Source organism: Roseovarius sp. A-2 (assembly GCF_002072155.1).
Taxonomy (GTDB): Bacteria; Pseudomonadota; Alphaproteobacteria; order Rhodobacterales; family Rhodobacteraceae; genus Roseovarius.
Map to the genome: position 1 here is coordinate 1 of NZ_BDIY01000044.1, position 11,120 is coordinate 11,120.

The 11,120-nt window shown below is 61.6% G+C and carries 13 protein-coding genes and 1 pseudogene; 7 read left to right on the forward strand and 7 right to left on the reverse strand.

Annotation, left to right across the window (positions count from 1 at the left end; genetic code table 11):
* Positions 1-124: 124 nt before the first annotated feature.
* The 3 genes from BHD06_RS21655 to BHD06_RS21665 all read right to left on the reverse strand — a co-directional run bounded on the left by BHD06_RS21655 (position 125) and on the right by BHD06_RS21665 (position 1,385).
* A complete protein-coding gene (locus BHD06_RS21655; protein WP_080459033.1) occupies positions 125-325 on the reverse strand; it encodes a hypothetical protein in 201 nt (66 codons plus the stop codon).
* A 312-nt stretch (positions 326-637) separates the two neighbouring features.
* A complete protein-coding gene (locus BHD06_RS24580; RefSeq protein ID WP_254892562.1) occupies positions 638-772 on the reverse strand; it encodes a hypothetical protein in 135 nt (44 codons plus the stop codon).
* A gap of 253 nt (positions 773-1,025) precedes the next feature.
* On the reverse strand, positions 1,026-1,385 hold the full coding sequence (locus BHD06_RS21665) for a hypothetical protein (RefSeq protein WP_080459035.1): 360 nt from the start codon (positions 1,383-1,385) through the stop codon (positions 1,026-1,028).
* Positions 1,386-1,717: 332 nt separating this feature from the next.
* On the opposite strand from BHD06_RS21665, the gene BHD06_RS21670 reads away from it, so the two are divergent.
* Positions 1,718-2,302 (forward strand): hypothetical protein, encoded by a 585-nt coding sequence (locus BHD06_RS21670; RefSeq protein WP_080459036.1) that lies wholly within the window; start codon positions 1,718-1,720, stop codon positions 2,300-2,302.
* Between the two features lie 95 nt (positions 2,303-2,397).
* Positions 2,398-2,886 carry a hypothetical protein gene (locus BHD06_RS21675; RefSeq protein ID WP_176214458.1) on the forward strand — a complete coding sequence of 163 codons (489 nt, stop codon included), beginning with the start codon at positions 2,398-2,400 and terminating at the stop codon, positions 2,884-2,886.
* 1,633 nt (positions 2,887-4,519) lie between these two features.
* Here the strand turns inward: BHD06_RS21675 and BHD06_RS21685 are convergent.
* Positions 4,520-4,936, reverse strand: coding sequence for an AlpA family transcriptional regulator (locus BHD06_RS21685; RefSeq protein ID WP_176214459.1), 417 nt, complete (start codon positions 4,934-4,936; stop codon positions 4,520-4,522).
* 159 nt (positions 4,937-5,095) lie between these two features.
* Between BHD06_RS21685 and BHD06_RS21690 the strand changes: the two genes are divergently transcribed.
* Positions 5,096-6,961 (forward strand): hypothetical protein, encoded by a 1,866-nt coding sequence (locus BHD06_RS21690; protein ID WP_080459040.1) that lies wholly within the window; start codon positions 5,096-5,098, stop codon positions 6,959-6,961.
* Positions 6,962-6,973: 12 nt separating this feature from the next.
* Complete coding sequence (locus tag BHD06_RS21695) at positions 6,974-8,323, forward strand: hypothetical protein (RefSeq protein WP_080459041.1); 1,350 nt, start codon at positions 6,974-6,976, stop codon at positions 8,321-8,323.
* A gap of 130 nt (positions 8,324-8,453) precedes the next feature.
* Here the strand turns inward: BHD06_RS21695 and BHD06_RS21700 are convergent, their stop codons facing one another.
* Genes BHD06_RS21700 through BHD06_RS24065 form a run of 3 tightly spaced genes read right to left on the reverse strand, consistent with a single transcriptional unit; the run spans position 8,454 to position 9,679 of the window.
* Entirely contained in the window at positions 8,454-8,810 is a 357-nt protein-coding gene (locus tag BHD06_RS21700) for a hypothetical protein (RefSeq protein ID WP_139784845.1), read from the reverse strand.
* Positions 8,811-8,821: 11 nt separating this feature from the next.
* Complete coding sequence (locus tag BHD06_RS21705) at positions 8,822-9,151, reverse strand: hypothetical protein (protein WP_080459043.1); 330 nt, start codon at positions 9,149-9,151, stop codon at positions 8,822-8,824.
* Between the two features lie 27 nt (positions 9,152-9,178).
* Entirely contained in the window at positions 9,179-9,679 is a 501-nt protein-coding gene (locus BHD06_RS24065) for a hypothetical protein (protein ID WP_217805713.1), read from the reverse strand.
* A 55-nt stretch (positions 9,680-9,734) separates the two neighbouring features.
* Here BHD06_RS24065 and BHD06_RS23350 point away from each other — a divergent pair, with 55 nt between their 5' ends.
* From BHD06_RS23350 to BHD06_RS23355, 3 genes and pseudogenes are all read left to right on the forward strand, one after another.
* Positions 9,735-10,307: a hypothetical protein gene (locus BHD06_RS23350; protein ID WP_139784846.1), complete on the forward strand. Its 573-nt coding sequence runs from the start codon at positions 9,735-9,737 to the stop codon at positions 10,305-10,307.
* A gap of 88 nt (positions 10,308-10,395) precedes the next feature.
* Positions 10,396-10,890: a hypothetical protein gene (locus BHD06_RS21715; protein ID WP_080459045.1), complete on the forward strand. Its 495-nt coding sequence runs from the start codon at positions 10,396-10,398 to the stop codon at positions 10,888-10,890.
* A gap of 120 nt (positions 10,891-11,010) precedes the next feature.
* Positions 11,011-11,120, forward strand: a pseudogene (locus tag BHD06_RS23355) (IS6 family transposase); the annotation flags it as partial.

The following is an 11,120-nucleotide window of genomic DNA, read 5'->3' on the forward strand; positions in this document are numbered from 1 at the left end:
CGTGTAGATTTGTCCATGGTGAGCGGTGGCTCCTCGAAATCCAGAATTTTGGCTTCGACACTCAAAATCTACACGATTTCATAACTTTACGCCACTCTCACCGCCTCTTCATGAATTTTCCGGGCTAGAATACCTCTACAAACTGGAATCCGTCGAGGAACGCGCAGCGCAGGCTTTTGCAGCATCGCGCGGCTGCGTCACCGCGCTGAACGTGGATATCATCCCGAACCTGCACCCCCGCGAGCGCAGTGGCCCCAAGCGCCTGATCTCGGCCATCGAGAATCGTCGCATCTTCGAACAGGACACCCGGTTGATCCAGCAACACAACGTGGCCGCCTCCAGGCGTGTTTCATGGATTTCGAGTACGCAGAGGCGGCGAGTCCCGACAGGGCCGGAGAAAATGGCCCGGGAGGATGGAAGGGCGAACGGATGCGCGAAGTAGTTCATATGTGTCTTTCCTTGTTGTAAGTGATCCATGCGGGTCTGCCAGTCCAATTGGAATTGGCCATGTCAGCATCGGCGTCGTCTTGCACCGCACCAGAGCGGTGCCGTGAATGTCGATCAGGGCTTCCCGCGTTGCAGGTTGCAGGATGCGACCCGGCTGTGTTGGAGCGGGGTCAGCATCGCTGTTCGAAATCTACGTTGTCGGTGAGCCCTTCTGGTTTGATGCGATGAGCGCGGGCCGCAGCCTCTCGGCATAGCGGGTTGCGAATGCCGCGCCATGTCTCGCATCGCCGTCGATCATGACTTGCTCGATATCGATCTCGAGCATGCCAAAAAACCAGTAGAACCTGACAGTCAGGTGCGAAATCTGGCCGGTCGGATCCGCACAGCGCAGCCCGGACTCGAATAGCCCCCCACCCAAATCCACGACCTGGATTACGGATATGACGGTGAGGTCGGCGACATGATCGCCGCCGATTGGAAATCGTGGAGTGAAGCATTTTGTTTTCCTTTCCGGGATGTTGATCTGCGGGCTGTTTCATGACGTTGCGTCACCCAACCGCGCCCCGAGTGCACACTGCTCATGCGGACCAGGAACAGATGAGCGGGCCATGCTCGGCTTCGGCGGCCAAAAGATCGCTGACAATGCGCAGGTAGACCGGCAGGTATTGCGCATAAGCGACCTCGGGGCGGCGCACGCAGAAGCCCTCGGGCAGCGTGTCGGGAACATCCGACCGTGACAGGCCGACTGCGATCATCTGGCGCGCCAGGCGGACCGCGACCCTGTCGAGCACATCTGCATCGACCAGGAAATCGTCATAGCCCTCATATGCCGGCTCGGGGTTCTGATCGAAGAAGAGATACTGGAATTCCCAGTGGTTGCGCAGATAGTGCACGTACTCTTCAGATCCACGCTGGTAGAATTCGACATCGAGGCCCATGGCATCGTCCTTTCGCTACGCGGTGGGAGAATTGCCTCCCTTTGAAGCCGCTGATTGGAAAGTGGGAACGTTTCCGGTGGCGGAAAAACCAAAATGGCCTGATCGGCGAGTATTTATGCGATCGTCAGTTCCGGGGCTCCGAAAAGATGGCGGGTGGGTTTTCACCAAGAGACCGATGATTGATCCAGGACATTGATGAGGCAGGATTAAAGAGGGGCAGGGGCCGTTTCGGCCTGCGCGCCTTTTGGCGGACGCGCAGGTCGAAACGCCCCCACCGGTAAAAAGGGAAGGGGTAGGGCCGCGCGCCGAAACTCAGCAAAGGAGAGCCTTTGATGCTCCATACATCCACTTCCTCTTTCATCGCGGACCCCGGTACCGATTGGCGCAATCACCTGTCGCATGGCGACGTGGTCATGTTCCGTTTTCCCGGTGCCGGACAGGCCGCAACAGCCAACCCGGCGCCACGGCCCTGTCTCGTCCTCGACATCGAGGTCACGGCCGGTCGACGCTGCGCCGTGCTAGCACCTGCCTTTCCGGCCCGCCGCCCGGCGGGCCATGGCCGGGCGGTCTCGATCACCCGGCGGGCCGAGTATCGCGCCGCAGGACTCGATCGACCCACACGGTTCGCTATCAAAGCGCGGCTGCTGGTGCCGCTGGCGCATGACGGTTTTTTTGCGTCGGAAACGACCGGCACGCCAGTGATTGGGCGCCTGGACGGAGCCGCGGTCGAGCAGATGCACGCCGAGTGCGCCCGTCTGCATGCGCCGCGCGATATTCGCAGCGATCGGGCGCATGCTCGCGAGCGCCCTCCGCTTCGTCGCGAGCGCTTGCGCGGGCGTGATTTTACCGTCGAGCGACGCCATCCGCGCCGGCCGATCCCGATGTCGCAGGTTTCCGCAGCGCGCAGCAGATCCTGAAATCCTCCCGGGCGGTGCGTGATGCGCATCGCTCCATCTTCCGGCACCTGCGCGGTGCCGGTTTTCTCCCCCATCTCAGTAAGAAAGCCATCCTCATGACCCAATCTTCAACCACTCGCGGCCCGCAAATCCCTGCGATCCTCCTCTTTCGTCGCATTGCACCGACCGTTGCACAGGACCTCTCGAGCCAGCTGCACCGCGCGGGGCTCGTCAATGCCAACGACCTGATCTGGGCCCTGACAACCGGCCTCAGCAGCTTCGCAAAGGGGCGCGGCGTCTGCCTCGCGACGGGTTTTCCGAAAGCCTGGCCCGAAGCGCTGCGGGCGCTGCGCACGGCGTGCAGCGAGGCCGAGTGGGAGCGGTTTCTGGTCCAAACCGCCACCGCGCCGCAGGCGACGCCACGCCAGATCGCGCGCGGCGCGGCGCAGATGGTCGCGATTCTCGAAGCGCTGAGCGAAGCCGTGCGGCTGAGTCCGCAGATCGCCACCGCGCTCGGGACATGGATCATCACCGCGGTGGTTATCGCGCATTCCGGCCCGCTCGACGCCGATCTCAGCCTCGAAGATCTCGCAGACTGTTTCTGAGCCCGACACCGTCCGGCCCTCAGTGGGCCGGACGAACAGGCTTGAGGATATACTGCAGCTTGACAAGGAACTGCGCCCTGGCGTGGTTCGAGTCCGCGTCCTCCTGCGAGAATCGGGCGGCGTCCAAGGCCCTGACCAGCCGCTTCAGATGCAGTTTCGGGACATCGTGGAGATGGGCCATGTGTGTGAGCGACCGGCCGTGCAGCATCTCGGTATGCGGATAGGATCCGCTGGGGTCCGGATCCTCTGGCAACATGCATGGCGCTCGGTCAGGGTGAACCGGCCGACCTTGTCGAAGGAGCCTTTCGGGTGGGACAGGCGCCATTTGCGCTTGTGCGCCTCATGGGCCGCAGCCAGCGCTGCCTGCGAATAGCCCTGCTGGAGCAGCAAAATCATGGATGATTTTCAAAAGCATCGAATTTTCCTTTTCGAATCGGAATGACCGGCGGGTTTGCCGACTTGTCGCCCGTGTCGGAGACGTCGATGCGGGAATGAGCCCCGGCGTGCCTCTGAACAGAAAATGGATGCACCAGATCTGAACGGAAATATTCGGTTGAAAATTCGGCGTGATGCGGCGTCACACGCCCCCAAAACCCCCACCTCTCCTGGCCGCCAGGCCTCTTTCAGGAGATTCCTGATTCTCTTGATTCAATACCGCGTCTATTCTCTCGCAATTTTAAAGCCTTGCAGATTTCGTGACGCAGAAAGCCCGCAAGATGACGCAATTTCCCCGCACAATGACGCAAAATCCCCGCGACGGGATTTGCGGGTGCGGCATTCCCTTCTCCGCAGTCGCGCAAGGGTGGCGCGCAATTTCATGCGGCGTCGACGCATGTGTCGGGATGGTCGCTCAATGCGAAGGGGTGAGTTTCTGTTGCATGACGACCAACGCTGTTTTCATGAAAAAAGAAAAAACTGCACTGCCGCCTTCCGCGAGGATTCGGATCGATCAATATCCTGATTACGACGGACGTGCATCACGTTGCCGTCGCGAGAATTCGTCACCGGCGCCCATCGAAAGGAGGCAACTGAACGCCGGGGATATCCGTATCGTCAGTGAAGAAGGCAGCGCGCTGCCGGGAGTTGATCACTCCCGCACGAAGATGAGCGGAGGACGGGGTCAAGCGGCTGGGAACATGAAATCCTGCACACCGCTCGGAGGCGGTCCGCCATGGCGGACCTCCGTCAGTCCTGTCCACCGGCGGGGCGCAGTCGGGTGGGGAGCGGTGGCTTCCCACTTCATCATGCACCATCGCGCGCTGAAGCGGCAATCAGTGTATGAAAGCAATTAAAACACCAGATCACTGCGGGGCCGGGTGAAGCACCTCGAAACTCTTCACGAATTGCCAGTTCGTATGGCCCCGAGCAAGACCGGGGGCAAGCGTCCGAATTCCAAGCGGGCTTCCGGAACCCCGTGCACATCTCCGGAAATCTGCTGACAATTCCAAAAACACCCCCAGACATAAATCGGCGATATGCATGGTGGCGTTCCTGGAAACCGGCGCATCAGACCGGAAATCTGCTGCCATCTTTGGAAATTTGCGGCCACGAGCAAAGGCCGGGACCAGAGCGTACAGCGGTCACCAAAAGACCGTGATCGCGGTCTTGCGTCATGATGGTCGTCGGAGGTGGTTCAGGCGTTCTGCGGGACCGGCGGCGCGGTCCCGCAGGCCAGCAGCCGATTGAGACGGATGCTGGTGCCGTATTTCCCGCGCAGCCACTCTGCGGCATCGACGGGATTGACGCGGACTGAGGCGCGGACATTGCGGGTCGGCAGGCCGCTATCGAGCCAGCGGTCGACGGTGCGCAGCGACCTCCCCGAGCGCCTGGCAAGCGCCTGTCGGCTGAGCAGGTCGCTCATGTAGCGCATATAAAGCTCGGGCCTTGGCACAGGACCTTGCTCGCAGGCCCAGGCATCGGGCCAGGCGATCAAGTAGCTTCCGAATTTCTCTGCGCGCAGCTCGCCGGATTTGATCATCTCGTAAACGGTCCGTTCCGAGAAGGAAAAGTGCCGGGCGCAATCGGTCACGCTGAGGAAGGGGAGAGCCATGGTCATGAACCGGATTTAGGTCCCGCAAAACCCGTCCGGAAATGCGCCAGTCGGCGCGCGAGGTGAGATGCCATAACCGCTCCGGTTTTGAATCCCGCGAGATTTTTCCTCTCTCCCGTGTGGAGAGGAAAAACTCTTCGGCATTCAAGGGACAACGACATGCTCACCATGCTGGATTTTTACGAATCCCCCGAGGCGCGGGATGCGCCCTACAAGACAAGGCTCGAGATCAAGAAGCTGCCAAAACGCCTGCGTCTCGATGAGGTCGAGGATCTCGTGGAGTTTTCCGCGGACCTGAAGACCTTTGAGGACGAGATTGCGCCGTCCGGCGAGGCAATCTTCGCGCGCGCGAACAAACCGAAGACGGCCAGAGACCAGGCAAACTCGCGCATCCGGACGGTTCTGGGTCAGTTTCTCGCGGCGCGTTCGGAGATGCCGGCAAGTGCTGACCATCCGGATTACGAGATCGTCGAAGCCTGGGTTCGTGACAACGAAGGCTTCGTCGCCAAAGGAGATCTCTTTCCTCAGGGTCGGAGCGCGGCTATTGCTATGCTGCGCAAATGGTTCGGCGATATAGCTCTCCGCGACATCACCGTCACTGACGTACAGGCTGTACTGGCCCGAATGCCATCGGCCAAGCGCCGAAGCTTCGGCAGTGCGCTGGCCTTCATTGACCGCCTGAATGCCAATGCGTCCGGGTTGCCGCCCGAGGTTGCCACCTGTCTGCCGCGTGTGTCACTGCGTGTAGCGGACCCGGATAAACCGGTCTTCTGGCCGGATCTGCCCGCACCGTTGCGGAGGTCTGCCACGGCGGTCTTCGATGCTCTGCTGATGCAAACCACGGCCCAGGCCGATGCGGCACTTGCCCGCATCAAGGCGGGTGAAGATTCTGAAATTGTCGCGGCCGAGGTGAATGCCGCGCGTTCCAAAGATGTGACCAACCCCGCAAAATGGCGCGAGGGGCAGCAGGGCCATGTGAGCTGGCTCTATCGCGGCGCGCTACGGCGCGGTCGTCGACCACAATGCCTGGAAGACCTGCTCACCCTCGACACGTTCGAAGCCGCACTCGATGCGCATGCCGCAGCTGTAAAGGCGGGTCAGGTTCGCCCCGCTCTGGAAACCACGACCTTGAAGACCCGTTTCACCGGGATCATCCAGATCGCAGCCAAGGGGTTGAAAGACCCCAAACTTGCCGCATCTCTGCAGATCCTGCGCAACACGCGCGAGGTCGAGGTCAACAATCCATATGTGAAAGGCCTCTCGAAAGGGGCCGACGCCCTGATCGATACGCTGCATGACGGCGGGGATGCGCTCTATCGTCGGATCGTCACCGCCCCGGACATCATTGCCGAAGAGGTGCGCGCGCGGCTTGAGCCCTGGGAGGGCATGCCTCGCAACAAGCGACTCGAGACCCTCAAGCTGGGAGCATCGGCCGCAATTTGGGCCCTGCAGCTCTGTCGTCCGCGCCGCCGCGCCAATGTGATGTTCGAGCGCCTGCGCGCCGCGCGCGATCCGGTCACGCGCATCGCGTTGCATGCAAGGACACTGCGGGAAGAGGGCCGTGACTATGTTTCGCTGACACCCAAGGGCGAAGTGAAGAACCTCAGGAAACTGGAATTCGTGATCCGCGCGCAGGACGCCGAAATCCTGCGCTGGTGGATCGAGGATCTGCGCCCGCTCTACCTCGAAACCCGCGAGATCGCCGACAGCTGCTATCTTTTTCCCGGAGCCGCGAGCCCGCGCAACCTGCGCACGGGGCTCGATCTTCCGCCCGGCTGCGTGAGCGCAGCCTGGTTTGCCGAGGCATGGAACGCAGGTGCCGAGATCGTCGGGCTGCGCCTCACGACCCACCAGGCCCGTCATAGTGCGGCGGTCATCTGGCTTGCCCGCCATCCGGGTGATTTTGCCGGTGCCGCGGCCCTCATCGGCTCGAGCGAACGAATCGTGCGCGAGAAATACGGCGCCGACGACAACGCCGGTGTGGCCGCCGAAGCCCGCGCCGATAGCTACAACACATACGGATAAAAAGGATAGTCCATGCCCAAGCTCGAAAATATCAAAGCGAAACTGCGCGCCGCGCGCGCCATTCCACCCGCGGTCCGTGCGGCCATGTCCCGCGTGCCAGACAGCATCGAACCGGGGGCGATCGACGTGATGAATCGTTTCTACGAAGCATTGCGGCGGCATCGGCAGGAGCACGACTGTCCGCCCCGCGCCTGTTTCGATCAAGCGGCAAAAAGCGAGCCTACCCTCGGCACGCTTCTGCGCGGGCTCGAGCGCTTCGCGCCCGATCTGAACCTCGCCGAAGGCCGCGCCGCCCGCACGGCCTGGTACAAGCGCCGCAAGGGAGCGCCAGCGAAACCAGCCGCTGCGACGAATTCCACGGAAATAGCGAGGCCACCGGCGCAGTGGCCCTCTGCCTGGCATACCGCCCATGCCCGACTGTTCGCCGAGAGCCCGAAAGAAAGCACCGCCAAGCGCCATGTCAGTAGCCTAAACCGCTGCGCAGAGGAGTTGGACAGGCTTGGACTGACCCCCATTCCGGACCGGTTTCGGGCACTTGTTCTGAGTGAGGCCTTTTCCGCCCAGGGGCTCTCGCCACGTACGGTGCGCAACTATCTCGGCGCGTTTGTGCGCCTGGCCCAATGTCTCGACGCCGATCCGAGCACATTGGATGGCCTCGCCAATATCTTTGATATCTGGGTCGCCCGGGCCGCCCGGGCCCCAAAGCACAAGGATCTCAAGCTTGATACCTTTGCGGAGAACGGCGGTTCCTGGCAGGGACTTCTCGACACGGCATTGGATCTCTGCACCGGTATGGATGCGGCCGGAGGATCCTGGCGGGCTTCGGACGAGCGTGCGCGTCTGCAAGCTTGCGTACTGCTGATCGCGCTCAACACCAATGCCCGTACCGGCGATATCGCCGCCTGGCGACTTGGTGAAGAGTTGAAACGACGCGAAGACGGCAGCTGGTCACTGCGCTATCTGTCGATCAAGACCGGCAAATCGGTGAAGTTCAGCCGCCTGTGGCCGGAAACACATGCCGCCCTCGATGCATTGCTGCTGGCCGGCCGTCCGGAGCGGATGCTCACGGCCCGCTACGCCACCTTCTACGGGTGCAGCTGGATGCGCCACACCCGCAAGCCCGTACCCGCGAAATACCCAAGTGCACTCATCAAAGAGATCACAACTGTTTCTGCGCATCCGCTTCGCACGTTGGCGGCTGATGTACTGCGGCGTATTGATCCGGGCGAGAGCCCCCGCAAGATCGCGGCCTGGCTCGGACATCACGATCCGCGCAGCCAGGAAGCATACACCCTCGCCGCGACGGGTCGCGCACAGAGCGATGCCTGGGCGAAAGAAAGGATAGCGATTCGCAAGGGGTGAACGCTTTTTAAAACGCAGGTCGGACGTGGAGTGAGAGACGTGACACCATTCATGACGATCCCATAAAGACCCGGATTGTCATGGTTTTCCAGCCGCGTGTGACGCGTCAGGGATTGGCCCGGGGCGGGCGTCAATGCATGATCTCCTCAGAGCGTGCCCGAGGGGGTTTCCCGGCACGTGCGCGGGCCCGATAATGCGCGACGCGTGCCGCGCTCGAAGCGCCGATGGACAGCAGCACCAGTGCATCGCGAGAGTTCTCCTTTGTCGGGTTTTGCAGCAAGTTCAGAGCCGCCCGCTCTGACATCCGTCCGAAGGGACGCATCAGATCAGCAGCGCTCAGGGCACATTCTTCGTCTGAAAGGTCTGTGAGGTGCGCCCTGAGCAGGCGGTTCTTTTGTTTGAACGCGGCGATGTCAGTTTCAATCGCGTCGCGCGCCCAGATTTGTCCACCGCTCGGCTGAACGCGCCCCATCACGGCCGCTATCACGTTGCTTCCCGTCACAAGAAAATGTTCGTAGCGGCACTGAAGATCGGCTGAGCGCTCAACTCCGCTTGTGTCACCTTGCGTCGTGGATCAGTGTCCGCAAGGCGTCCATCGCGATAGAGATCGACCACGCTTCTGGCGAAGCTCTGGCCTGTGCCTCCCGCGAATTCCGATGCCAGCGGCTCTGCGGATCGGTGTCTCTCGGAAAGCACCGCTTTGTCGCAGATTGCAACTGCGTCGATCATAACGTTCTGCGCATGCCGCCGTCCGCGCTGCGATCCGTCGGCCGCGAGCGTCAGAGCGATATCTTCTGATGCCGCGGCCAGATAGCCCAGTGCCTCCATCCCGAACGCGCCCGGGGCCGACAGCTTTCAGGTCAGCGTCGCATGAGCGGCGCGCTTTGCCTTATACATCCGTGCGGTGCCGGGATTACGCATATCAGCCCGCTCCAGAATTCCGGCAATGGCGGCATGAGATGTCTCCAGCACCTGTGTCGTGAGTTGCGGCAACCGGTCGCGCGAATCTGAAAGTTTTGGTGCCAGGCGGAAGTCGTCTTCGGCGATCTGACCCGAGGCACGCAGCTCGGAAGCCGCCTCGAAATAGGTCGCGCCATGCGCGACCGCGCACGGGATGATCGGTGAGAGGGAAGGGCCCGAGGTCAATTTTCTATCTCCTTTTGGTGTCGAACAGGAGATGGAGCCCGGGATGCCGCGCCCGCTTGTAACCGAAGCCAAAAAGGGCCCGGAGCTTCCGAAAATCAGCGTGACAGGTTCAGCGCCGCCAATCCATGGCGCACGAAACCACCGTCGAAATAGTGAAGCCTGGGACTGGTGTTTGGCCCTGCGCGTCTTCTTGCGAACGCGCAGGGCCAAACACCCTCTCCCGGATAGGGCAACCCGGTGCGTTGCAACAGTAAAGGAGAACACTATGCCTGAGCCTCATAAAACGATCAAAACGCCCGGAATTATTGCCGGCTGGCAGGACCGGCTGTCCCCCGGAGACATACTTATGTTCCGGTTTCCGATTACACACCCGATCACCTCCGGATGTCCGGTTCCACGGCCCTGCCTGGTGCTCGATATCGAGATCGTCCACGGTCGACGCTGCGCCCTGTTGTCGCCGGCATTTCCAGCGCACCGGTTCGCGCGGCATAGCCGTCGGATCTCGATTGATCGCAAGGTCGATTGGCGCGCGGCCGGACTGGAGCGGGCAACGCGGTTTTCAATCCGCGCACGTCGGCTCGTGCCGCTCGTACATGACGATTTCGTCATCTCCGCATCCTCAGGAACACCACTTCTCGGTCGGCTGCCGGAGGTGGCGAAAAACCACATGAATGCTGAGCGGGCCCGCATTCATGCTCTGCGCGATATCCGCCGGGATTGTGAGCCGTGTCATGCGCAAAGTGATACTCGACAGGATCGGGGTTTTACCGTCGAGCGACGCAACATCCGTCGACCACTCCCGTTGCCCAGGGCCGGTTCCGAACGCAGCGGCAGGTGATCCCTCCAGAGCAAACTGCGGCCTCTCATCTCACTATCCGGCCCCCGTGGGGCCGGACCGTTCCCCACCTCACTACAAGGATACCATCATGACAAAAGCTCACCCCGAAACCGCCGGCTTGACCCCGATCGTTCCCGCCACAGCGCTGTTTCGCGGCCTCGCCCCGACCTATGCCCGAGAGCTCTCCGGCTACCTGCATCGCATCGGCGTCGTCAACTCCAGCGACGCCATTCGAGCCCTGCTCATCGGTCTGGAGCAATTCTCTGCGGAGCGTAATGTCTCGCTCACCGCAGTTTACCCGGTCGCCTGGCCCGAGGCGCTGCAATACTTGTGCGACGCCCGCAGTGAGGAAGAATGGGCCATTCTTCTGTCGCAAACACCCGCCGCGCCGCAGGCGGCGGCGCACAAGATCAGCCGCGGTGCGTCGCAGATGGTTCAGAGCCTGGACGCATCATGCGACTCGACAGGCATGAGCCCACGTATCGCTGTTCTGCTGGGGATTTGGGTTCTCACAGCCGTCGTCATCGCCCATTCCGGTCCTGTCGATGCAGATATCACTCTCAAGGATCTTGCCAAGTCCTGATCGGATTTCGCGCGGGCCGTGACGGGCCGCGCGGCCCCGGATCGCTGGATGCCGTGGTGGTGTTGTCACGTTAGCGGGCCTGAGGTTGCTGGTGTAGCGATGTCCGCATAGGTGATGCTGATGCAAACTCAAAAGATCACTTACAAACGCCACCGGTTTCCGCCTCAGATCATCGCTCATGTTGTCTGGCTCTACGTCCGGTTCAACTTGAGCCTGCGCGAGGTCGAGGA

Excerpts from the sequence above, each read along its gene's own strand:
- BHD06_RS21690 (WP_080459040.1), top strand. The coding sequence starts at position 5,096 with ATGCTCACCATGCTGGATTTTTACGAATCCCCCGAGGCGCGGGATGCG.
- BHD06_RS21665 (WP_080459035.1), bottom strand. The coding sequence starts at position 1,385 with ATGGGCCTCGATGTCGAATTCTACCAGCGTGGATCTGAAGAGTACGTG.
- BHD06_RS23350 (WP_139784846.1), top strand. The coding sequence starts at position 9,735 with ATGCCTGAGCCTCATAAAACGATCAAAACGCCCGGAATTATTGCCGGC.
- BHD06_RS21705 (WP_080459043.1), bottom strand. The coding sequence starts at position 9,151 with ATGGAGGCACTGGGCTATCTGGCCGCGGCATCAGAAGATATCGCTCTG.
- BHD06_RS21675 (WP_176214458.1), top strand. The coding sequence starts at position 2,398 with ATGACCCAATCTTCAACCACTCGCGGCCCGCAAATCCCTGCGATCCTC.
- BHD06_RS21715 (WP_080459045.1), top strand. The coding sequence starts at position 10,396 with ATGACAAAAGCTCACCCCGAAACCGCCGGCTTGACCCCGATCGTTCCC.
- BHD06_RS21695 (WP_080459041.1), top strand. The coding sequence starts at position 6,974 with ATGCCCAAGCTCGAAAATATCAAAGCGAAACTGCGCGCCGCGCGCGCC.
- BHD06_RS24580 (WP_254892562.1), bottom strand. The coding sequence starts at position 772 with ATGCTCGAGATCGATATCGAGCAAGTCATGATCGACGGCGATGCGAGA.
- BHD06_RS21670 (WP_080459036.1), top strand. The coding sequence starts at position 1,718 with ATGCTCCATACATCCACTTCCTCTTTCATCGCGGACCCCGGTACCGAT.
- BHD06_RS21685 (WP_176214459.1), bottom strand. The coding sequence starts at position 4,936 with ATGGCTCTCCCCTTCCTCAGCGTGACCGATTGCGCCCGGCACTTTTCC.